General features: G+C 71.2%; 19 protein-coding genes. 7 read left to right on the top strand and 12 right to left on the bottom strand.

Translation table 11 applies throughout. From position 1 onward, the window contains the following. Positions 1-106 precede the first annotated feature (106 nt). On the top strand, positions 107-574 hold the full coding sequence (locus QMK30_RS07100) for an RDD family protein (RefSeq protein ID WP_283516308.1): 468 nt from the start codon (positions 107-109) through the stop codon (positions 572-574). Positions 575-650: 76 nt separating this feature from the next. Here QMK30_RS07100 and QMK30_RS07095 read toward each other — a convergent pair whose 3' ends face one another. The 4 genes from QMK30_RS07095 to lipB all read right to left on the bottom strand — a co-directional run bounded on the left by QMK30_RS07095 (position 651) and on the right by lipB (position 3742). Further along, on the bottom strand, positions 651-1346 hold the full coding sequence (locus QMK30_RS07095) for a DUF4191 domain-containing protein (protein ID WP_283516307.1): 696 nt from the start codon (positions 1344-1346) through the stop codon (positions 651-653). Between the two features lie 19 nt (positions 1347-1365). Next, the gene (locus QMK30_RS07090) at positions 1366-1569 is read right to left on the bottom strand and encodes an SCO2195 family GlnR-regulated protein (protein WP_283516306.1); all 204 of its coding nucleotides are present in this window, start codon (positions 1567-1569) and stop codon (positions 1366-1368) included. Between the two features lie 241 nt (positions 1570-1810). Continuing rightward, complete coding sequence (locus tag QMK30_RS07085) at positions 1811-2776, bottom strand: lipoyl synthase (RefSeq protein WP_283516305.1); 966 nt, start codon at positions 2774-2776, stop codon at positions 1811-1813. Positions 2777-2887: 111 nt separating this feature from the next. Continuing rightward, positions 2888-3742 carry a lipoyl(octanoyl) transferase LipB gene (gene lipB, locus QMK30_RS07080; RefSeq protein ID WP_283516304.1) on the bottom strand — a complete coding sequence of 285 codons (855 nt, stop codon included), beginning with the start codon at positions 3740-3742 and terminating at the stop codon, positions 2888-2890. Between the two features lie 232 nt (positions 3743-3974). Here lipB and QMK30_RS07075 point away from each other — a divergent pair, with 232 nt between their 5' ends. Continuing rightward, positions 3975-5414, top strand: coding sequence for an NsdA family TPR-like regulatory protein (locus QMK30_RS07075; protein WP_283516303.1), 1440 nt, complete (start codon positions 3975-3977; stop codon positions 5412-5414). Positions 5415-5582: 168 nt separating this feature from the next. Here QMK30_RS07075 and QMK30_RS07070 read toward each other — a convergent pair whose 3' ends face one another. Both QMK30_RS07070 and QMK30_RS07065 read right to left on the bottom strand, forming a co-directional pair. Further along, positions 5583-6887 (bottom strand): NAD(P)/FAD-dependent oxidoreductase, encoded by a 1305-nt coding sequence (locus QMK30_RS07070; RefSeq protein WP_283516302.1) that lies wholly within the window; start codon positions 6885-6887, stop codon positions 5583-5585. A gap of 228 nt (positions 6888-7115) precedes the next feature. Then, positions 7116-8006: a TIGR01777 family oxidoreductase gene (locus QMK30_RS07065; protein WP_283516301.1), complete on the bottom strand. Its 891-nt coding sequence runs from the start codon at positions 8004-8006 to the stop codon at positions 7116-7118. Between the two features lie 56 nt (positions 8007-8062). Here QMK30_RS07065 and QMK30_RS07060 point away from each other — a divergent pair, with 56 nt between their 5' ends. Together QMK30_RS07060 and QMK30_RS07055 are read left to right on the top strand one after the other, a co-directional pair. Next, the gene (locus QMK30_RS07060) at positions 8063-8590 is read left to right on the top strand and encodes a GNAT family N-acetyltransferase (protein WP_283516300.1); all 528 of its coding nucleotides are present in this window, start codon (positions 8063-8065) and stop codon (positions 8588-8590) included. A 136-nt stretch (positions 8591-8726) separates the two neighbouring features. After that, positions 8727-9875 carry a PP2C family protein-serine/threonine phosphatase gene (locus tag QMK30_RS07055; protein ID WP_283516299.1) on the top strand — a complete coding sequence of 383 codons (1149 nt, stop codon included), beginning with the start codon at positions 8727-8729 and terminating at the stop codon, positions 9873-9875. A gap of 194 nt (positions 9876-10069) precedes the next feature. Here QMK30_RS07055 and QMK30_RS07050 read toward each other — a convergent pair whose 3' ends face one another. Next, positions 10070-10588 carry a DUF4240 domain-containing protein gene (locus QMK30_RS07050; protein WP_283516355.1) on the bottom strand — a complete coding sequence of 173 codons (519 nt, stop codon included), beginning with the start codon at positions 10586-10588 and terminating at the stop codon, positions 10070-10072. A 282-nt stretch (positions 10589-10870) separates the two neighbouring features. On the opposite strand from QMK30_RS07050, the gene QMK30_RS38435 reads away from it, so the two are divergent. The 3 genes from QMK30_RS38435 to QMK30_RS07040 are packed head-to-tail and all read left to right on the top strand — an operon-like array spanning position 10871 to position 12772. Then, positions 10871-11332, top strand: coding sequence for a hypothetical protein (locus QMK30_RS38435; protein WP_349362047.1), 462 nt, complete (start codon positions 10871-10873; stop codon positions 11330-11332). Further along, positions 11316-11852, top strand: a complete 537-nt coding sequence (locus tag QMK30_RS38430) for a hypothetical protein (RefSeq protein WP_349362046.1) — start codon at positions 11316-11318, stop codon at positions 11850-11852. The genes QMK30_RS38435 and QMK30_RS38430 overlap by 17 nt, the downstream gene beginning before the upstream one ends. Further along, positions 11849-12772: an SDR family oxidoreductase gene (locus QMK30_RS07040; protein ID WP_283516298.1), complete on the top strand. Its 924-nt coding sequence runs from the start codon at positions 11849-11851 to the stop codon at positions 12770-12772. The genes QMK30_RS38430 and QMK30_RS07040 overlap by 4 nt, the downstream gene beginning before the upstream one ends. A gap of 30 nt (positions 12773-12802) precedes the next feature. On the opposite strand, the gene QMK30_RS07035 is transcribed toward QMK30_RS07040, so the two are convergent. The 5 genes from QMK30_RS07035 to lpdA form a co-directional block, all read right to left on the bottom strand. Continuing rightward, complete coding sequence (locus tag QMK30_RS07035; protein WP_283516297.1) at positions 12803-13768, bottom strand: helix-turn-helix transcriptional regulator; 966 nt, start codon at positions 13766-13768, stop codon at positions 12803-12805. A 102-nt stretch (positions 13769-13870) separates the two neighbouring features. Further along, positions 13871-16546 carry a pyruvate dehydrogenase (acetyl-transferring), homodimeric type gene (aceE, locus tag QMK30_RS07030; protein ID WP_283516296.1) on the bottom strand — a complete coding sequence of 892 codons (2676 nt, stop codon included), beginning with the start codon at positions 16544-16546 and terminating at the stop codon, positions 13871-13873. A gap of 209 nt (positions 16547-16755) precedes the next feature. Next, the gene (locus QMK30_RS07025; RefSeq protein WP_283516295.1) at positions 16756-17379 is read right to left on the bottom strand and encodes a GntR family transcriptional regulator; all 624 of its coding nucleotides are present in this window, start codon (positions 17377-17379) and stop codon (positions 16756-16758) included. A 130-nt stretch (positions 17380-17509) separates the two neighbouring features. Beyond that, the gene (sucB, locus tag QMK30_RS07020) at positions 17510-19393 is read right to left on the bottom strand and encodes a 2-oxoglutarate dehydrogenase, E2 component, dihydrolipoamide succinyltransferase (protein WP_283516294.1); all 1884 of its coding nucleotides are present in this window, start codon (positions 19391-19393) and stop codon (positions 17510-17512) included. Positions 19394-19444: 51 nt separating this feature from the next. Further along, positions 19445-20833, bottom strand: a complete 1389-nt coding sequence (gene lpdA, locus QMK30_RS07015; protein WP_283516293.1) for a dihydrolipoyl dehydrogenase — start codon at positions 20831-20833, stop codon at positions 19445-19447. Between the last annotated feature and the right edge of the window lie 308 nt (positions 20834-21141).

The raw sequence follows: 21141 nt of genomic DNA, 5'->3' as shown, positions 1-21141 counted from the left end.
CCAGGATTTCTCCAGCATGACCCATTTGTTTCGCCCAAGTTAACCGGACTGGGTCCGGAAGGCCCCGACCGGCAGGCTGTGAAACCGCGCGCAGTACCGTGGGCGGGTGGACAACAGGCAAGTAATCGGATCGTGGCTCTCGGGGCCGCGCGCGGCGGCCGAGGAAATGGGCGTCGACTTCGGATACCGGGGCAAACGGCTCGGGCTGCCGGAAAACGGGCCGGGATCGATCGCCCCGCTCGGGCGGCGCTTCGGCGCCCTCTTCGTCGACTGGGCGCTGTGCCTGATCATCGCGTACGGGCTCTTCGCCCGGGGCGACCAGCAGGCGGCGGGCAACTGGGCGCTGGTCATCTTCCTCGTCCTGCACGTCCTGACGGTGGGCACGGTCGGCTCCACACCGGGCAAGCGCCTCTTCGGCCTGCGGGTCGTGCGCGAGGACGGCGGCCGGCTCGGTTTCTTCATGGTGGTTGTGCGGAGCGTGCTGCTCTGCCTGGTGATCCCGCCCCTGGTCTGGGACCGCGACGGCCGAGGCCTGCACGACCGCCTCGCCCGCGCGGTGCAGGTACGGATCTGAGAGAACGCGGTACAGAACGCAGTAAAAGGCGGCCCGGACCTGATGGTCCGGGCCGCCAATGTCTGGATGGATGTAGTTACTGCCGCGGTCCCCGCATGCCACGCCCGGGCATGGGCCCCTTCGGCAGCGGCATGTTCGACATCAGGTCGCCCATCGCCCGCAGCCGGTCGCTCGCCGCCGTCACCTGGGGTCCGCTCAGCACGCGCGGGAGCTTGAGCATCGTGGTGCGCAGCTTCTTCAGCGGCACCTGGCCCTCGCCGTTGCCCACCATGATGTCGTGGACCGGAACGTCCACGACGATGCGCGCCATCTTCTTCTTCTCGGCCGCCAGCAGCGTCTTGAGCCGGTTCGGGTTGCCCTCGGCCACCAGCACAATGCCGGCCTTGCCGATGGCCCGGTGCACGACGTCCTGGTTGCGGTTCATCGCAATCGCCGGAGTCGTCGTCCAGCCACGGCCCACGTTCTCCAGCACAGCGGCCGCAGCGCCCGGCTGGCCCTCCATCTGCCCGAAGGCAGCCCGCTCGGCGCGGCGTCCGAAGACGATCGCCATCGCGAGGAATGCCAGCAGGAAACCGAGGATGCCCAGATAGACGGGGTGATCGATCAAGAAGCCGATGGCGAGGAACACACCGAAGGTGACGATTCCCACACCCGCGACGACAAGGCCGACCTTCGAGTCGGCTCGCCGGGTCATCTTGTAGGTCAGGGCAATCTGCTTGAGTCGCCCGGGGTTCGCAGTGTCCGCGTTGTCTGCGCTTTCCTTCCTCGCCATGCCGGGAAGTTTACGTTGCCTACGAAGTGCGGCTAGCCACGGCCTCGAGTACGTGCTGAGCCTCGACCCTGTCCTTTGCCCTGCGACGGTCTTCGAGCACGGAAGTCCAGGCGTTCCTGCGCGCGGTGCGCTGCGGGCTGCCCATCAGCAGCGACTCGACGGCGCGGAGAGCGTCGGTGACGGACGGGATGGCGGTGGCGCGTACGGGCGTCGCGGCCTGCATGGTGGGTGTCCCTCTCGGAGCGGGTGACTTAAGGAACGGACGCGTGCGGGAGTGCAGCTGTGCGTAAACCTAGGGTCACTGATTGGTGTTACCAGCGCATGACCGGCCGGTCAAACACGGATGAAGCCTTGATGCGCCGGGCGCACACGTTGACGCGGCCCGTACGCGCCCCCCACCTGCGGGGACGGTACGAGCCGCGTCATCTCGGCCATTACTGACCAGTAACCACTTGTGCTCGGATTCACACAGTCGGAGCCGCAGCCACCTCGCCGCGTCGCTCCATCGCCTGCTTGAACAGCCTGCCCGCGCGGTACGAGGAACGGACCAGCGGGCCGGACATGACACCCGAGTAGCCGATGTCCTCGGCTTCCTTCTGAAGCTCCACGAACTCGTGCGGCTTCACCCAGCGCTCGACGGGGTGGTGTCGTGGGGTGGGGCGCAGGTACTGGGTGATCGTGATGAGCTCGCAGCCCGCGTTGTGCAGGTCCTGCAGCGCCTGGGTGACTTCGGAGCGCTCCTCGCCCATGCCCAGGATGAGGTTGGACTTGGTGATCAGACCGGCCTCGCGGGCCCTGGTGATCACTTCGAGGGAGCGCTCGTAACGGAAGCCGGGACGGATCCGCTTGAAGATGCGCGGCACCGTCTCGACGTTGTGCCCGAGTACCTCGGGGCGGGACGAGAAGACCTCGGCCAGCTGCTCGGGCACCGCGTTGAAGTCGGGGATCAGCAGCTCGACCTTGGTGTGGCCCTCGGCGCGCTCCGCGGTCATCGCGTGGATCCGGCGCACCGTCTCGGCGTACAGCCAGGAACCGCCGTCCTCCAGGTCGTCGCGTGCGACGCCGGTGATGGTGGCGTAGTTCAGGTCCATCGTGACGACGGACTCGCCCACGCGGCGCGGCTCGTCCAGGTCGAGGGCGTCGGGCTTGCCCGTGTCGATCTGGCAGAAGTCACAGCGTCGGGTGCACTGGTCGCCACCGATGAGGAAGGTCGCCTCGCGGTCCTCCCAGCATTCGTAAATGTTCGGACAGCCGGCCTCCTGGCACACGGTGTGCAGGCCTTCGCTCTTCACGAGGGCCTGCATCTTCGTGTACTCGGGACCCATCTTCGCCCGGGTCTTGATCCATTCGGGCTTGCGCTCGATGGGGGTCTGGGCGTTCCGGACTTCCAGGCGCAGCATCTTGCGTCCGTCGGGTGCGACAGCGGACACGTCGGGCTCCCTACGACTTCGATTCTTCGGCGAACACCAGGGTACGCCCGATATTTGTATGGCTTTACGACTGGGCAACCCGTGGCCGGAGGGGCGCATTCCCCGGTTTCCCTAGGCGGATGCCTTTTCTCCGGCCTTCGAGGCTTCGGGGGCTTCGGTGGCTTCCGGCGCTTCCGCGACCCGTTCCACGACGCGGGGCGCGAGCTCCGCCTGCTCCAGGACGTCGCGCAGGTGTTTCTCGACGACCGGCAGGACGTCGTCAATGGTGACGGGGGTGTCCGTCTCGCTCGCCAGCGAGGCGACCCCGGCGTCGCGGATGCCGCACGGCACGATCCTGTCGAACCAGGTGTTGTCCGGGTTCACATTCAGCGCGAAGCCGTGCATCGTCACGCCCTTGGCGACGCGGATGCCGATGGCGGCGAGCTTGCGGTCCTCGCGGCGCTGGCCCGCGTTGGACGGGGCGTACTCCGGCCCGTTCATCCGTGGGTCGAACTCCTCGTCCTGGAGCCGCGGGCCGAAGTCCAGGGAGAGGCCACCGAAGGACGGACGCTCCTCCACCGGGTCGCCGAGCACCCAGACACCGCTGCGGCCCTCGACCCGGGAGGTCTGTACGCCGAACTCCGCACAGGTGCGGATCAAGGCGTCCTCCAGGCGGCGCACATGCGCCACGACGTCCACCGGGCGCGGCAGCTTCATGATCGGGTAGCCGACGAGCTGGCCGGGGCCGTGCCAGGTGATCTTTCCGCCGCGGTCCACGTCCACCACGGGCGTGCCGTCCAGCGGGCGCTCGCTGTCGGCGGTGCGCCGTCCCGCCGTATAGACGGGCGGGTGCTCAAGGAGCAGGCAGGTGTCCGGGACCTCGTCCGCGAACCGCGCCGCATGCACCTCACGCTGCTTCTGCCAGGCCTCCTGGTATTCGACGGCTTCCTCGCCGAACCCAAGTCGGACAAACCGCAGCTCACTCACGGCAACGCCTCCCTAGAACCTTCACCGTGCACGTTTGCGCGCCCTCCGCCACTGTACGACCGCGCGGAGCGTGACCCCCCGGCAGGTGGTTTTCGTCAGCGTCTCCAGAAGTCCTCACACGATCGGATGAATGCGGGGCGAAGGCGGCAGTGCGGGCGCCCAGGGCCGCTAAATTCGCGCCGTTCCATGAGGGCTGCTCCAGGAGCCCAGAAGGCAGGAGACCGCACAGCTGATGACGGAACGACCTCCGCAGCGCACCCCCAACCGCCAGCTCGCCACGCTCGTCGCAGAAGCTGGATTCTCCAATGCAGGCCTTGCCCGACGGGTGGATCAGCTCGGCCTGGAGCACGGTCTGGATCTTCGGTACGACAAGACATCGGTGACCCGCTGGCTGCGCGGCCAGCAGCCGCGCGGCACCACGCCCGCCCTGATCGCCGAGGTGTTCACCCGGCGGCTCGGCAGACGGCTGACCGCCCAGGACCTGGGGCTCGACGCGTGTGCGCCCGTGTACGCGGGGCTGGAGTTCGCGGCCACCCCGGACGAGGCGATCGACATCGTCAGCGGGCTCTGGCGCAAGGACTCCGGCAGCCATGCCGAGTTGAGAAAGATCGCGTTCACCCCGGCCGGCCTGGTGGTTCCGAGCCGGGACTGGCTGATCGGCAGGCCCGACGACCGGGTGGGGCGCGGAGAGCCGTCGAACGGTGTGCGGGTGCCCGTGCAGGGCCGCCCCGCGGTGCCCCGGCAGCGGCAGACCGACCGTGGTCCCGGGCAGCGTGTCACCTCGGGCGACATCGCGGCGCTGCGCTCGGTCGGCGAGCTGTTCCGCACGCTCGACCACGCCTACGGCGGCGGGCACGCCCGGCAGGCCCTGGTGCGTTATCTGGAGCACGAGGCGGAGCCGATGCTGCGCGGTACGTACGGGGAGGCGACGGGGCGGCGGCTGTTCGCCGCCGCCGCCGATCTGACCCGGCTCGCGGGCTGGACATCGTACGACATCGCGGCGCACGGCCTCGCCCAGCGGTACTTCGTGCAGGCGCTGCGCCTGGCACAGGCGGCCGGTGACCGGTCCTACGGGTCGTACGTGCTGGTCACCATGAGCAGGCAGGCGGTCTATCTGGGGCACGGCCGGGAGGCGGTGCAGCTGGCCCGGGTCGCCCAGCAGGGGGTCGGCAGTTCGGCGCCGGCCGTGGTCCAGGCGATGCTGCACTCCGTCGAGGCGCGCGGGCACGGTGTGCTCGGCGAGGTACGGGCGTGCACGGCGTCGCTGGTGCGGGCGGAGCGGGCGATGGAGACGGCGCGGCCCGGCGACGAGGTGCCGCACTGGGCGCGCTTCTTCGACGAGGCGCAGCTGGCGGACGAGTTCGGGCACTGCCACCGGGACCTCCAGCAGTACCGGGCGGCGGCGCAGCACGCCGAGCGGTCCTTGCAGCTGAGGGCGCCCGGGTTTGCGCGCAGCCGGCTCTTCTGCCGGGTGGTGCTGGCCACGGCACGGCTCGGGCTCGGGGAGCTGGACCAGGCGTGCGCGTTGGGCGCCGAGTCGGCGCAGCAGGCGGGCGAGATGCGGTCGGCGCGGGCGCTGGAGTACGTACGGGACTTCGAGAAGCGGCTGGAGCCGTACCGGGAGTCCGCGGCGGCACGGAACTACCGGGAGCGGGTCGCGGCGCTGGGGTGACAGCGGTGGGCCGCGGGGGCCGTCCGCCGGACGGGCTCGATGCGTTCGGGCCCGTCCGGCGGGCGCGCTACGGGGCCCGTGCGCCTCTTACCCGGGCCTCGACGACGCCAGAGGTCGACCTGCTACCAGGCCTGGTTCGAGGGCTCCGCGGTGTGCGCCCCGGCGACTTCAGGCGGCGTCGCGCAGCGGCTCCGTCGCGTATCCCGGCCGGATGCCGAAGTCGTGCAGGATCGCGTGCGCGGCCCGTCGGCCCGAGTAGAGGGCGCCCTGGACCGTGCTCGTGTCGCGGTGGTCGCCGCACACGTACAGGCCCGACAGCAGCCGTACGGGGCGGCGCAGGTCGTGCGGGGCCGGCATGGCGGGGACCGCATCGCGGTCGTGGTGGACGGCGAGGAGCTCCCAGTCGTCCGTCGGGGCGCCGTACAGCCTGGCCAGGTGGGCCCGTACGACGCGGTCGGCGTCCGGCGGGGGAGCGGCGAGCACCGTCGAGGAGATCAGCGCCCTGCCTCCTGGGGCGCGGGTGGGGTCGACCTCGCTGAGCACGGCGGTGTGCGAGACGGGGCCGCTCCGGTCGGCGTCGAGCAGCAGCGCGGCCTCCTTCAGCGGGGACACGGGGGCCGCGTGGTGCAGGACCGTCACCGGATGGAAGGACGGCACCCGCAGCCCGGGCAGCAGCCCGGCGGCGGCGCGGGCGCCGGTGGCCAGCAGCAGGGAGCGGCAGGAGAGTTCGCCGTTCTCCTCGGTGGTCACGGACGTGGTGGACGCGGCGGTGACGCGGATGCCGGTACGGACCGTGCCCGGCGGCAGGGCGGCGGCCAGCAGCTCCGGCAGCGCCGACGCGCCCCCCTCGGGCACGCAGAGCCTGCCGCGCGCGAAGCCGCGCAGCGCGAGGTCGGCGTACCGGCTGGAGGTGGTCAGCTCCGGGTCGCAGAGCAGTGCGGAGAGCAGCGGGCGCAGAAAGCCGTCGACCGTACGAGGCGGCAGCCCCCGGCCGGACAAGGCTTCGAGCGCGGTCAGTTCGGGGCGGGCCGCCAGCCGGTGCGCCGGCGTGGCCGCGAACCGTGCGAGCGCCGCGCCCAGGCGCGCCTGGTCGAGCGCGCCGCCGAACGGCGGCCGAGGGGCGCTTTTCCTGGTGCGCGCGGCGGAGAGTGCGCCCCGTGCGCTCCCGGCCACTCCGGCCCGGTAGCGGCGACCTTCGCTGTGCACCAGGACGCCGGGGGTGAACGGGCGCAGGGTGAGCCCCTCCAGCCCCGGCGTGCGCTGCAGTTCCGGGTAGGCGGTGCTGAGGACTTGGCCGATCCGGTCGAGCCGGAATCCGTCCACCTCTTCGGTGGACATTCGCCCGCCCGGGTAAGGGGCTGCCTCTAGGACGCTGACTGTTACACCCGCGCTGGTCAGCTGGTGCGCGGCAGAGAGTCCGGCGACGCCGGCTCCCACGATGACAACGTCCGCATGGTGAGCGCTGCTGGGCACGTGCCCCTCCCCGAGGCCGACGTGGTGGACGGGGTTCTCATGCCCCCGTTCGCCACGGAATACCGGAATCCGGATTGCAGCGTAGGAGCGGACAGCGCCGCGCACAGTCGCGCACCGACCGGGCATCGGAGCACAAGAGGGGCACGAACGGAGCGCAACCGGTGCGCAACGGCCGTGCAACGAACGGAAATTGATAAAATTCGGTCAGCAGGGGTCAGTGGAGGGCTGTCAGTGGAGAGCCGACCGCACCGCTTCGTCGATCCCCGGGAACGCGAACGAGAAGCCCGACTCCAGCAGCCGCCGCGGCACGACCCGCTGACTGCCCAGCACGTCCCCGGCGAAGTCGCCCAGCGCGATCCGCAGCGCGGGCGCGGGCACGGTGAAGAGCGTCGGCCGCTTCAGCACCCGCCCCATCGCCTCGGTCACCTCCCGGTTGGTGACCGGCTGGGGCGCGGTGAGGTTCACCGGGCCCGAGAGCGACTCGGTGTCGATCATGTGGCGCAGCGCGGCCACATGATCGTGCAGGGCGATGTAGCTCCAGTACTGGCGGCCCGATCCCATCCGGCCGCCGAGGCCCGCCTTGAAAAGGGGGAAGAGCTTCCCCCAGGCCCCTCCGTCCCGCGAGACCACCAGACCGGTGCGGGCGAACACGGTCCGTACGCCGGCCTCCTCGGCCGGCGCCGCGGCCTCCTCCCACTCCACACAGACGGACGGCAGGAAACCCTCGCCCGGGGGCGCTTCCTCGTCCACCGCGCGGTCCCCGGTGTCCCCGTAGAAACCGATGGCGGAACCGCTCACGAGCACCGAGGGCTTCACGTCGAGCGAGGCGACGGCCTCGGCGATGGCGGCCGTGCCCAGCACCCGGCTGTCACGGATCTCCTTCTTGTACGCCTCGGTCCACCGGTGGTCGCCGACGCCCGCCCCGGCGAGATGGACCACCGCCCCGCACCCGGCGAGGCCGTCGACGTCGACGTACTGCCGCTTCGGGTCCCACGTCACCTCGCCCTTCGTGCGCGAGGGGCGCCGCACCAGGCGCACCACCTCGTGCCCGTCGGCGAGCAGGGAGCGCACGAGCGCCGTTCCGATGAGACCGGTCGAGCCGGTAACCGCGATCCGCATGGGCCCATCCTGCCCCCCATCCGGGCCCGTTGGGCGCCCGTGGCACAGTGGCGGGCATGTCCGAGCCGATGATTCCGAGTACTTCCCACGCCGCGAAGCCCCTCATACGGCCCGCCGACCGGGCGGACGGCAAGGACCTCTCCGAGCTCGACCGCGACACCTGGTCGACGCTGCACGCGGTACTGCCGAGGGCCGAGCCGCCGTATCCCCCCTTCTTCGACGCCAAGCACCCGCCGGAAGAAATCCTGGTGGCGGAGGTGGACGGCCGGATCGCCGGCTTCCTCCGGCTCCTTGCGCCCAGCTCCCTTGCCGCCAACGCGCACGTGCGGCTCATCCAGGGCCTCGCCGTGGCGCGGTGGGCCCGGGGACACGGCGTCGCGCGTGCGCTGCTGCGGGCGGCGATGGACGAGGCGCGGCGGCTGGGCGCGGTGCGCATCACGCTGCGGGTACTCGGGCACAACGAGCCCGCCCGCGCGCTGTACGCGTCGGAGGGCTTCAAAGTCGAGGGTGTGCTGCCGGGCGAGTTCCTGCTGGAAGGGAAGTACGTCGACGATGTGCTCATGGGGCGGACGCTCGCTCCCTGAGCGATAGTGGGCGAGCCATGACCGATCACCTGACGCCGCCGCCCGCAGCAGCCCCCCGCACCCTGGGCCCAGGGGCTGTGCCGGGCTCCGCAACGCCTCAGCGGGCCGCCGGACCCCCGCCGGGGCGCGCCGCCCGATGAGCTCGACACGGGCCAGGGGCGCGGACGAGGCCCCCAAGTGGCTGACCGGCGCGCCGCAGCCGCGCTGGTTCAAGCTGCTGCCCGTAGCGATCCTGGTGCTGCTCTGTCTGGCTCAGCTGGCCACCCCCGAGAGCGTGCAGCTGGGCTTCTTCCTCGTGGCCCTGCCGCCGGTCGCGGCCCTCGCGTACGGCCCGGTCAGCGTCACGGTGCTGGGCGTCCTCACCCTGTTGGTGCTGTCCCTGCCGTACAGCCGTCATGTCTGGTATGTCGAGGCCGGCGACCTGCTCGCCGTGCTCATGGTGACCCTGCTCAGCGTGGTCATCGCGTGGGTGCGCACCCGACGCGACGAGCAGCTGGTGACGGTCCGCACCGTCGCAGAGGCCGCCCAGCTCGCGGTGCTCCCGCCGCTGCCTGCCGCGGTGGGGCGGGTGCGCTGCGCCGGGCTGTACCGGTCCGCGCAGCGCGGGGCGCTGGTGGGCGGGGACCTGTACGACGTACGCGAAGGGCCGCAGGGCGTACGGGCCGTGGTGGCCGACGTGCAGGGGCACGGGATGGCGGCGGTGTCCACGGTCGCCGCGCTCCTCGGCGCCTTCCGGGAAGCCGTGCTGGACGAGGCGGACCTGGCGGGGATCGCGGCGCGGCTCGACCGGCGGCTGGTCGTCGACGCGGGCCCGGAGGAGCACGCGGAGCTCTTCGCGACCGTGCTCGCGCTGGAGTTCCCTGCCGACGAAGCCGTCGTACGGATCATCTGCTGCGGCCACCCGGCGCCGTTGCTGCTGCGGGGCGGGGCCGCACGCGAGCTGCCCGTCGACCCTTCGCCGCCGCTGGGCATGGGCCTGGCGGGAGCGGCGCCGCCCAAGGTGGTCTCGGTGCCGCTGGAGCCGGGGGACCGGATCCTGGTCCATACGGACGGCGTGACGGAGGCGCGGGACGCGGCGGGAACCTTCTACCCGCTGGAGCGGCGGCTGGCCGCCCTGGCCGAGTCGGTGCCCGCCGACGATCTGCTTGGCCTCACCGAGGCCGTACGCAAGGACCTGGTGCGCTTCCTGGGCCGCGCGGACGACGTGCACGACGACGTCGCCCTGCTGGCCCTGGCGCCCGGCGCCCACGACCGCGCGCAGACAGCAGCCGCCCGCCACCGATGAAGGCGGGCGGGCGGCTGCGGCAGGTGGAGTGTGACGACCTCCCCCGCGATACGGAGCGGGCTCCCGGCGTCCCGCGACTCCGCTCGCGGCGTTGTCGTCGGTCAACGACGCTCCGCGTCGATTCCCTCCTCCGCCCCGCAATCGCAGCCACCGGACGCCGCTCACCGATCCACTCTCTACCGCAGGGGAGGTCGTTACGCGCCGAACCGCTCCCAGAGCCGCGGGTAGCGGTCGGCCAGTACGTCGTTGTTCTCGAAGTCGAAGGGCGAGCCCTCCGGTTCGGGCGCCTGCGCCGGGACACCCAGGTCGGGCGCGACCGCGCCGGTGAGCTGCTCGTACGCCTCGTCCGCCGCGAACCCCAGCTCCTCGCCGTCGCCGTCGATCTCGTCGTCGAACTCGTCGAGCAGCTCGGCCAGGTTGTCCGGGTCGTGCAGCGAGCCCTCGAAGACCTCCCGGCCCTGGCCGATCAGCCAGCAGCGGAAGTAGTCGAAGGCGTCGTCGCTCGCGCCGCCGAGGAGCACGGCCGCCGCGCCCCACAGATCCCAGCGGTACGCGCGGTTGTAGCGCACCTCGAAATGTCTGGCGAAGTCGAGCACGGAATCGGGGTCGCGCTGGAGCAGGCGCTCGACAAGCAGGTCGGCATGATCCTCGGGGTCGCCCTCGGCGGCCACGCGGGTGCGGTCGATGATCTCCCAGAAGTCCGTCTCGTCCATCACGGGTCAAGCATCGGGGTTTAGACGGGCAGGCGCACGCGGAGCGCACCGTATACGGATGTCTTGTTACTCACGTTCGAGCGCCTGTCCGCATGGTGCGGTGAGCCAATCGGGGGCGCATCCGGTGTGACCGTCCCATGATTCACTCGTTTGAAGGGCAAGCGAAGCACGATTACTCACCCTCTAACGACCTCACCCGCGATTGACAGTGGGAGGCGGAGGTCCCAGGCGCCGCGACGCCGCTGCCAATCGTGGGTGAGGTCGTAAGGGGTTGCCCTCGTCATGCGAATCGCAGACCAGCCGGAGCCGTCGGAGCTCACCGGAGCCATGGGGGCACCGCTGAGCGTGGAGCAGGCCGAAGCCGCACTCGTCGAGCACTATCCGCGACTTGTCCGGCTCGCCTTTATCACCTTGCCGCCCGCTCTGGGCCGCCACCGGCGGGTGCTCGCCGCCCACGCCACCGTGCAGCGCGCCCTGCCCAGGGCCCGTACCGAACCGCCCACGGCGCCCAGAGTCCCGGCCCAGCGCGGAGCCCCGGCCACCAGCCCCGGGTACGCCCTGGTCCGCGCCCGGGTGCTGCACCACGCGCTGGCCCGCGCGCGGCGCCCCGGCTGGTGGCCCGCCCGCCTCCCGGCGCCCACGCCGCTGCGCCACGTCCTGCCCGCCGTCTGGGGGCTGCGGCTCTTCCCGGCGGCGGGTTGGCGCCGACGAGCTGGCGCTGGAGCAGGTGCTGTCCGGGGCTGACGCGCCGACCAGGGCCGCGCTCGCCCTGCGCCGGCTCGAAGGGCTCTCCGAGTCGCAGACCCGCACCCTGCTCACCGAAGCGGGCGTGGTGGAGGCGGGCCTCAGCCCGCGCACCGCGGAGCGGCTGGCCCGCACGGCCGGGGAGGAGCCGGGCGGGGGCTCCGGGGCGCTGCTGCTCTCCGGCGAGTTCGACCCCTGCTTCGTGCACACCCGCCCCACGGATCTGCTGCGCAGGCGGCAGCGGGGCCGCGCGGCCGTCGCCGTCGCCGCCGCCGCGGTGGTCGCGCTGGCCGCCGTGACGCTGCCCGCGCTGGCCGGAGCCGGGGACGAGCGCGAGGACGCGCGCGCCCCCGTCGTGGCCGCCGGGCCCGTCGACCGCTCCGCGGCGGGGCGGGCGCTGAACGCGAATACCCGACAGAAGGTGTCTGCTTTCGGTGGCAGTGTCGATGCGCAAGCACAGCAGCGGCGCGCGTATCGACGCCCAAGCACACGGCGTATTCACACGGAGGAGCAGACATGAGCGAGCAGAACGCACCACTGGCGGGCCGGATCGCACTGGTCGCGGGGGCCACCCGGGGAGCGGGGCGGCAGATCGCGGTGCAGCTCGGGGCGGCGGGCGCGACGGTGTACGCGACCGGGCGCACCACCCGCGAGCGGCTCAGCGAGGTCGGCAGGTCGACGGAGACCATCGAGGAGACCGCCGAGCTCGTCACGGCGGCGGGCGGCTTCGGCATCGCCTTGCCCGCGGACCATCTGGACCGGGATCAGGTCGGGGAGGTCGTCGCGCGCATCGAGCGCGACCACGGGCGCCTCGACATCCTCGTCAACAACCTCTGGGGCGGTGAGCACCTGGTCGTGTTCGGCAAGAAGATGTGGGAGACCGACCTCGACCAGGGCCTGCGCATGCTGGAACTCAGCGTGAAGAGCCACATCATCACCAGCAGCATCGCCCTTCCGCTGCTGATCAGGAACCGGGGTGGTCTCGTCGTCGAGGTCACCGACGGCACGGCGGAGTCCAACCGGAACTTCCGCGAGAACTTCTACTACGACCTCGCCAAGAACGGCCCGATCCGGATGGCGTACAACCTGAGTGAGGACCTCAAGGACCTCGGCGGTACGGCGGTCTCCGTCACCCCGGGGTTCCTGCGCTCCGAGCAGATGCTGGATCACTTCGGCGTCACCGAGGAGAACTGGCGGGACGGGATCGCGAAGGACCCGCACTTCGCCATCGCCGAATCACCGGTGTTCGTCGGACGGGCGGTCGCGGCCGTCGCGGCCGACCCTGAGCGGGCCCGCTGGACCGGCCAGTCCCTCTCCAGCGGAGAGCTCGCCAAGGTGTACGGGTTCACGGACGCGGACGGCAGCAGGCCGGACGCCTGGGCGTACATCTCGGAGGTCGCGATGGGCGGCAAGGACGCGCCGGCGAGCGACTACCGCTGACCGGCCGCTGTGTGCGGCCGGGGGCCGCCCTCAGCCGTACAGTTCCCGCATCCTGGCCGCCGCGTCCGCGAACCGGGCCCGCAGCTCCGCGGGTTCGAGCACCTCGACCTCCGGGCCCAGGGCCAGCAGCTGGGAGTGCGCCACGTCCGCCGATTCCACGGGGAGCGTGACCGTGGTCAGGCCCCGGTCGTCCGGTGGGCCCGCCGCCTCCAGGGCCTCCTCGGCGGCGGCCCGGTCCGTGACGTGGGGCAGGATGCGCACGCCCTCCTCGGAGAGGCGGACGACGACCTCCGCACGCAGCAGCGACCGGCTGAACTGGGCGGCCCGCTCCGCCCAGAAGCCCGGCAGATCGAAGCTCTCGTCCCGTTCGAACCGGTCCTGCGAGACGGCCACCGCGGTGAATCTGTCCAGTCGGTAGACCCGGAAGTCGCCCTCGGCGCGGGCACACAGGTACCAGACGCCGGCCTTGAGGACGAGCCCGTGCGGCGCCAGCTCCCGCTCCACCACCCGGTCGGCCCGTCCGTAGCGGGCGGTCAGCAGCCGGTCGTCCCAGACCGCCTCGGCGACGGCGGGCAACGCCTTGGGCACCCGGGTTTCCTGGTACCAGCCGGGCGCGTCCAGATGGAAGCGCTGCGCCGCCGAGTCCGGGGCGCCCCGGAGGGAGGGCAGGAGGGCTGCCGAAACCTTCAGCCTGGCGGCTGAGGCGGCGTCCTCCAGCCCCATCTCGCGCAGCGCGCCCGGCAGCCCGGACAGGAAGAGCGCCTCGGCCTCGCTGCGGCCGAGCCCGGTCAGCCGGGTCCGGTAGCCGCCGATCAGCCGGTACCCGCCGGTCCGGCCCCGGTCCGCGTACACCGGGACACCTGCCTCCGACAGGGCCTGCGCGTCCCGCGTGACGGTCCGCTCGGACACCTCCAGCTCGTGCGCCAGCTCGGCCCCGGTCATGGAGGGCCGGGACTGGAGGAGGAGCACCATCTTGATGAGCCGGGCAGCGCGCATGGAGGCATTGTGCCGCGCGATCCCGCGCGCGGCCCGGAGCGTGAAGCGCGGCAGCCCCCCACCGCGTCGCGACGAGGGGCTGCCGCAGGAGCGCGGGGCCGACTACAGCCCGTACCGCTCCCGCGCTTCCTTGACCGTCTCCGGCTTGACCTCGCCGCGCCGGGCCAGCGCCGCGAGGGCCGCGACCACGACCGACTGGGCATCCACTCCGAAGTGCCGGCGCGCCGCCTCGCGGGTGTCGGACAGACCGAAGCCGTCCGTGCCGAGCGAGGTGTAGTCCTGCTCGACCCACTGGCTGATCTGGTCCGGGACCTGCCGCATCCAGTCGCTGACCGCAAGCACCGGGCCGGGGGCCCCGGCCAGGGCGCGGGTGATGTACGGCGTGCGCTGCTCGCCCTGGAGCAGCGCCTCGTCGCAGGCCAGCGCGTCGCGGCGCAGCTCGCTCCAGGAGGTGGCCGACCAGATGTCGGAGGCCACGCCCCAGTCGGCGGCCAGCAGCTGCTGGGCCTCCAGGGTCCAGTGGATCGCCGTGCCCGAGGCGAGCAGCTGGATCCGCGGCGAGTCCGCGGCCGGCGCCTCGCCCTGGTTGAAGCGGTACAGCCCCTTGACGATGCCCTCCTCGACGCCCTCGGGCATCGCGGGCTGGCGCTTGGGCTCGTTGTAGACCGTCAGGTAGTAGAAGACGTTCTCGTTCTTCTCCGGGTCCGGGCCGTACATGCGGCGCAGCCCGTCCTTGACGATGATGCCGATCTCGTACGCGAACGCCGGGTCGTAGTTGAGCGACGCCGGGTTGGTCGCGGCGATCAGATGCGAGTGACCGTCCGCGTGCTGCAGGCCCTCACCGGTGAGCGTGGTGCGGCCCGCCGTCGCGCCGACGATGAAGCCGCGGCCGAGCTGGTCGGCGAGCTGCCACATCTGGTCGGCGGTGCGCTGCCAGCCGAACATCGAGTAGAAGATGTAGAACGGGATCATCGGCTCGCCGTGCGTCGCGTACGACGTCGACGCGGCGATGAAGTCGGCCATGGAACCGGCCTCGGTGATGCCCTCGTTGAGGACCTGACCGTCCTTGGCTTCCTTGTAGTACATGAGCTGGTCGCGGTCGACCGGGTCGTACGTCTGGCCGAGCGGCGAGTAGATGCCGACCGAAGGGAAGAGCGACTCCAGGCCGAAGGTGCGGGCCTCGTCGGGGACGATCGGAACCCAGCGCTTGCCGGTTTCCTTCTCCCGCATCAGGTCCTTCATCAGCCGCACGAAGGCCATGGTGGTGGCCATCTCCTGCGTCCCCGAGCCCTTCAGTACCGCCTTGAACGCCTTCTCGGAGGGCTCGGGCAGCGCCACCGGGTGCACCTTGCGCGCGGGGGCGGGGCCGCCGAGCGCCGCGCGGCGCTCGTGCAGATAACGGACCTCGGGGGAGTCGGCGCCCGGGTGGCCGTAAGGCACCAGGTCCTCGTCCAGCTTGGCGTCCGGGATGGGGAGGTCGAGCAGGTCCCGCATCGTGCGGAACTCCTTGCCCGAGAGCTTCTTCATCTGGTGGTTGGCGTTGCGCGACTCGAAGCCGGCGCCGAGCGTGTAGCCCTTCACCGTCTGCGCGAGGATCACGGTCGGCGCGCCCTTGAACTCGACGGCGGCGCGGTAGGCGGCGTACACCTTGCGCGGCTCGTGGCCGCCGCGCGAGGTGTGGAAACACTCGGCGATCTTCGCGTCGGTGAGGACGCCGGCCAGCCGCACCAGCGCGGGGTCGGCGCCGAAGAAGTGCTCGCGGATGTACGCGACATCACGCGTGGCGTACGTCTGGAACTGCGCGTCGGGCACCTCGCGCAGGCGGCGCACCAGCGCGCCCGTGGTGTCGAGCTGGAGCAGTTCGTCCCAGGCGGAGCCCCACAGGGACTTGACGACGTTCCAGCCTGCGGCGCGGAACTGTGCCTCCAGCTCCTGCACGATCTTGAAGTTCGCGCGGACCGGACCGTCGAGGCGCTGCAGATTGCAGTTGATGACGAAGGTCAGGTTGTCGAGCTGCTCGCGACCGGCCAGCGCGAGGGCGGCGGTCGACTCGGGCTCGTCCATCTCACCGTCGCCCAGGAACGCCCAGACGTGCGAGTCGGTGGTGTCCTTGATGCCGCGGCCGGTCAGGTAGCGGTTGAACCGCGCCTGGTAGATCGCGGAGAGCGGGCCCAGGCCCATGGAGACGGTGGGGAACTCCCACAGCCAGGGCAGCCGGCGCGGGTGCGGGTAGGAGGGGAGGCCCTGGCCGCCCGCCTCCTGCCGGAAGTTGTCGAGCTGCTGCTCGCTGATACGGCCGTCCAGGAAGGCACGGGCGTAGATGCCGGGGGAGGCGTGGCCCTGGATGTAGAGCTGGTCGCCCGACCCTCCCTCCTTGCCGCGGAAGAAGTGCTGGAAGCCGGTCTCGTACAGCCACGCCGCCGAGGCGAAGGTGGCTATGTGGCCGCCGACGCCGAAGCGCGAGCCGCGGGTCACCATGGCGGCCGCGTTCCAGCGGTTCCACGCGGTGATGCGCTGTTCCATCGCCTCGTCACCGGGGAACTGGGGCTCCGCGCCGGTGGGGATGGTGTTGACGTAGTCGGTCTCCAGCAGCTTGGGCAGCGCGATTCCCGCGCCCTCGGCGTGCTGGAGGGAGCGACGCATCAGATACGCGGCACGGTGCGGACCCGCCGCCTTGGTGACGGCATCGAGGGAGTCCGCCCATTCGGCGGTCTCCTCGGGGTCGCGGTCCGGGAGCTGGTCGAGCTCGCTCGGAAGCTTGCGTACGGGGTCGGTCATGACGCCGCCTTCCGTGAAGGAGGGGGGTGGAGAAAAAAGGGGGGCCCTGGCTGGCAGGACAGGGCTGTGGACTGGTGAGTCCGTCGTCGACTGTAGAGCGCTGATCGATGATCGATCAAAGGGTTGAAGGGAAAAACTTCTCCGCATCCCAAAAGTGGCATTCCGTGCCACGAAACAGGGCACGCTGTGCCCTCGCGAATCGGTTCAAATCAGGCACGCGGAGCACACCCGAGCACGTGCTCCTTCACCAGAGCGCCGATCTGCGGATCGCGTCGGCGGAAGGCCTCGACCAGGTCCTGGTGCTCCTCGGCGTACGACTTCTGCACGGTCCCGAGCCAGCGGATGGCCAGTGCGGTGAAGACCTCGATGCCCAGGCCCTCCCAGGTGTGCAGAAGTACGCCGTTGTGGGCCGCCCGCACCAGCTCCCGGTGGAAGCCGACCGTGTGCCGCACCTGGGCCGTCCCGTCGGCCGTCCGGTCTGCCGCGTACAGCGCCGCCACATGGGGCTCCAGCGCCGAGCAGTCCTCGGCCAGCCGCTCGGCCGCCAGCTCCGCGGCGATCTGCTCAAGACCCGCCCGTACCGGATAGCTCTCCTCCAGGTCGGCCGCCGACAGGTTCCGCACCCGTACGCCCTTGTTGGGGGCCGACTCGATCAGCCGCAGCGTCTCCAGCTCCCGCAGCGCCTCGCGCACGGGCGTCTGGCTGACCTCCATCTCGACCGCGATCCGCCGCTCCACGATCCGCTCCCCCGGCTTCCAGCGTCCGCTGACGATGCCCTCCACGATGTGCTCGCGGATCTGCTCGCGCAGCGAGTGGACGACGGGCGGGGTCATGAAGGCTCCTTGGCGCGGGAGGTGGGCGGGGAGGCTCTGGACGGATGGAGGTTCTAGACAATACGACGGCGCCCCCGCCCGGATGTTCCGGGCGGGGGCGCCGACAGCACGCGTACGGTCCTGCTGGGGCCTACAGGCCGAGCTCGACCTCGAACTCGCCGGCTTCCAGGATGGCCTTGACGGCCGTCAGGTAGCGGGCCGCGTCGGCGCCGTCGACCAGGCGGTGGTCGTAGGACAGTGCCAGGTACGTCATGTCGCGCACCGCGATGGTCTCGCCGAGGTCCGGGTGGTTGATGACCACCGGGCGCTTGACGGTCGCGCCGATGCCCAGGATGGCGACCTGGTTGGGGGGCACGATGACCGTGTCGAACAGCGCACCGCGCGAGCCGGTGTTGCTGATCGTGAAGGTCGCGCCGGACAGCTCGTCCGGAGTGATCTTGTTGCCGCGGACCTTGCCGGCCAGCTCCGCGGTCTTCTTGGAGATACCGGCCAGGTTGAGGTCGCCCGCACCCTTGATGACCGGGGTCATCAGGCCCTTCTCGGAGTCCACCGCGATACCGATGTTCTCGGTGTCGAAGTAGGTGATCGTGCCCTCGTCCTCGTTGATCCGGGCGTTGACGACCGGGTAGGCCTTCAGTGCCTGGGCAGCGGCCTTGACGAAGAACGGCATCGGGGACAGCTTGACGCCCTCACGGGCGGCGAACGTCTCTTTGGCCTGGGCGCGCAGGCGCATCAGCTTGGTGATGTCGACCTCGACGACCGTGGTCAGCTGGGCCTGCGTGTGCAGCGCCTTCATCATGTTGTCGCCGATGAGCTTGCGCATGCGGGTCATCTTGACCGTCTGGCCGCGCAGCGGGGACACCTCAAGGGCCGGAGCCTTCGAGGCGGCCGGAGCGGCGGCGGCAGGGGCCGGGGCGGCAGCGGCGGCCTCCGCGGCGGTGATGACGTCCTGCTTGCGGATACGGCCACCGACGCCGGTGCCCTTGACCGCGGACAGGTCGACGCTGTTCTCGGCGGCGAGCTTGCGGACCAGGGGGGTCACGTAGGCGCCGTCGGCGTCACCGCCGGAGGCGGCGGGCGCCGGGGCTGCCGGAGCGGCGGCGCGAGCCGGAGCGGGTGCGGCAGGGGCCGGAGCCTGCTGCGGAGCCGGAGCCGGAGCCGAGGGGGCCTTCGGAGCGGGGGCGGCGGCCGGAGCCGGGGCCGGAGCGGGTGCGGCAGGGGCCGGAGCCTGCTGCGGAGCCGGAGCCGGAGCCGAGGGGGCCTTCGGAGCGGGGGCGGCGGCCGGAGCCGGGGCCTCCTGCTTGGGGGCTTCCTGCTTCGGAGCCTCCTCCGCGGGAGCCGGGGCCGGGGCGGCCGGAGCCTGGGCGGCGGCCGGGGCCGCGCCCTTGGCACCGATGACGGCGAGCTTCGCGCCGACCTCGGCGCTCTCGTCCTCGGCGACCAGGATCTCCAGCAGGGTGCCGGCGACCGGGGAGGGGATCTCGGTGTCGACCTTGTCGGTCGAGACCTCAAGCAGCGGCTCGTCCTCCGCGACCTCGTCGCCGACCTCCTTCAGCCAGCGGGTGACGGTGCCCTCGGTGACCGACTCGCCCAGTGCGGGCAGCGTGACGTCGGTACCCGAGGCGCCGCCGGACGGGGCCTCGGCCGGAGCTTCGGCCTGGGCCGGCGCCTCTGCCGCCGGAGCGGCCTCGGGCTGGGCGGCCGGAGCCTCGGGCTCGGCGGCGGGGGCCTCGGCGGCAGCCGGGGCGGACTCGGCCTCGGCAGCGGGCGCGCCCGAGCCGTCGTCGATGAGGGCCAGCTCCGCGCCGACCTCCACCGTCTCGTCCTCGGCGACCTTGATGGACGCGAGGATGCCGGAAACGGGGGCCGGAATCTCGGTGTCGACCTTGTCGGTCGATACCTCGAGCAGCGGCTCGTCGACCTCGACGTGCTCGCCCTCGGCCTTCAGCCAACGGGTGACAGTGCCCTCAGTGACGCTCTCGCCGAGCGCCGGAAGGGTTACGGAAACCGACATGGTTTCAGTTGCTCCTTACGAAAGTGCGTGAAGTGGTTGCGCCCGGGATGACTAGTCGTGGGAGTGCAGAGGCTTACCGGCCAGCGCCAGGTGGGCCTCGCCCATCGCCTCGTTCTGCGTCGGGTGGGCGTGGATGAGCTGCGCGACCTCGGCCGGCAGCGCCTCCCAGTTGTAGATCAGCTGAGCCTCGCCGACCTGCTCGCCCATACGGTCACCGACCATGTGGACGCCGACCACGGCACCATCCTTGACCTGGACGAGCTTGATCTCGCCCGCGGTCTTGAGGATCTTGCTCTTGCCGTTGCCCGCGAGGTTGTACTTCAGAGCGACGACCTTGTCCGCGCCGTACACCTCTTTGGCCTTCGCCTCGGTGATACCGACGGAAGCGACCTCGGGGTGGCAGTACGTCACGCGCGGCACACCGTCGTAGTCGACCGGCACGGTCTTCAGACCGGCCAGCCGTTCTGCGACCAGCATGCCCTCCGCGAAGCCGACGTGCGCGAGCTGGAGCGTGGGGACGAGGTCGCCGACCGCCGAGATGGTGGCCACGTTGGTCTGCATGTACTCGTCGACGAGTACATAGCCGCGGTCCATCGCGACGCCCTGCTCCTCGTAGCCGAGGCCCTGCGACACCGGGCCGCGGCCGATCGCGACGAGCAGCAGCTCGGCCTCGAACTCCTTGCCGTTGGCGAGGGTGACCTTGACGCCGTCGTTGGTGTACTCGGCCTTCTCGAAGAAGGCGCCGAGCGAGAAGCCGATGCCGCGCTTGCGGAACGCGCGCTCAAGCAGCTTCGAGCTGTTCTCGTCCTCGACCGGCACGAGGTGCTTCAGGCCCTCGACGATCGTGACGTCGGTGCCGAAGGACTTCCACGCGGAGGCGAACTCGACGCCGATGACGCCGCCGCCCAGCACGATCGCGGACTTCGGGACCCGGTCCAGCGTCAGCGCGTGGTCCGAGGAGATGATGCGGTTGCCGTCGATCTCCAGGCCCGGCAGCGACTTCGGCACGGAGCCGGTCGCCAGCAGGACATGGCGGCCCTGGACACGCTGGCCGTTCACGTCGACGGAGGTGGGGGAGGAGAGCTTGCCCTCTCCCTCGATGTACGTCACCTTGCGCGAGGCGAACAGGCCCTGCAGCCCCTTGTACAGGCCGGCGATGACGTCGTCCTTGTACTTGTGGACGCCCGCCATGTCGACGCCGTCGAAGGTGGCCTTGATGCCGAACTGCTCGGACTCGCGCGCCTGGTCGGCGATCTCGCCCGCGTGCAGCAGGGCCTTGGTCGGAATGCAGCCGTTGTGCAGGCAGGTGCCGCCGAGCTTGTTCTTCTCGATCAGTGCGACGTCCAGGCCCAGCTGCGCTCCGCGCAGGGCCGCGGCGTAACCGCCACTGCCACCGCCGAGGATCACTAGGTCGAAAACGGTGCCGGCGTCGTTCGCCACGTCACGTCCTCCATGCATGTGCGCCGGTCGCCGGTCGTCGAAGACCGGGCGGCGGCTGGTGTTCGGCCGCTTTTTTATTCGGCCCTGTGGTGGGGGCCCTGTCCTGCCGAGAACCCATCTTCGCACTTGTTGACGGGAGGCGGGACGCGGGGCCGGAGTCCGAGACGGTCATGGACCGCTCTTCTCGGAATTACTCATGTGTACGGGCGTACGGTTTTCGCCAGTTTCGTCGAGGGCGAAATCGTCGTGCTCCCGCAGACGCACGCAGGACCCCGGATCTGTGCCGGGGCCCGCGTGCGGCGGCGGGA

This window comes from Streptomyces sp. H27-C3, from assembly GCF_030063415.1.
Classification (GTDB): Bacteria; Actinomycetota; Actinomycetes; order Streptomycetales; family Streptomycetaceae; genus Streptomyces.
Note: the sequence above shows the minus strand (reverse complement) of the source record. Positions and strands in the feature narration are given on the sequence as shown.

What these genes read in the sequence shown, in the direction of transcription:
- QMK30_RS07095 (WP_283516307.1), bottom strand. Translation starts at nt 1,346, where the DNA reads ATGGCGAGGAAGGAAAGCGCAGACAACGCGGACACTGCGAACCCCGGG.
- QMK30_RS07090 (WP_283516306.1), bottom strand. Translation starts at nt 1,569, where the DNA reads ATGCAGGCCGCGACGCCCGTACGCGCCACCGCCATCCCGTCCGTCACC.
- QMK30_RS07075 (WP_283516303.1), top strand. Translation starts at nt 3,975, where the DNA reads ATGACGGAACGACCTCCGCAGCGCACCCCCAACCGCCAGCTCGCCACG.
- QMK30_RS07065 (WP_283516301.1), bottom strand. Translation starts at nt 8,006, where the DNA reads ATGCGGATCGCGGTTACCGGCTCGACCGGTCTCATCGGAACGGCGCTC.
- QMK30_RS07060 (WP_283516300.1), top strand. Translation starts at nt 8,063, where the DNA reads ATGTCCGAGCCGATGATTCCGAGTACTTCCCACGCCGCGAAGCCCCTC.
- QMK30_RS07055 (WP_283516299.1), top strand. Translation starts at nt 8,727, where the DNA reads ATGAGCTCGACACGGGCCAGGGGCGCGGACGAGGCCCCCAAGTGGCTG.
- QMK30_RS07050 (WP_283516355.1), bottom strand. Translation starts at nt 10,588, where the DNA reads ATGGACGAGACGGACTTCTGGGAGATCATCGACCGCACCCGCGTGGCC.
- QMK30_RS38435 (WP_349362047.1), top strand. Translation starts at nt 10,871, where the DNA reads ATGCGAATCGCAGACCAGCCGGAGCCGTCGGAGCTCACCGGAGCCATG.
- QMK30_RS07040 (WP_283516298.1), top strand. Translation starts at nt 11,849, where the DNA reads ATGAGCGAGCAGAACGCACCACTGGCGGGCCGGATCGCACTGGTCGCG.
- QMK30_RS07035 (WP_283516297.1), bottom strand. Translation starts at nt 13,768, where the DNA reads ATGCGCGCTGCCCGGCTCATCAAGATGGTGCTCCTCCTCCAGTCCCGG.
- aceE (WP_283516296.1), bottom strand. Translation starts at nt 16,546, where the DNA reads ATGACCGACCCCGTACGCAAGCTTCCGAGCGAGCTCGACCAGCTCCCG.
- QMK30_RS07025 (WP_283516295.1), bottom strand. Translation starts at nt 17,379, where the DNA reads ATGACCCCGCCCGTCGTCCACTCGCTGCGCGAGCAGATCCGCGAGCAC.
- sucB (WP_283516294.1), bottom strand. Translation starts at nt 19,393, where the DNA reads ATGTCGGTTTCCGTAACCCTTCCGGCGCTCGGCGAGAGCGTCACTGAG.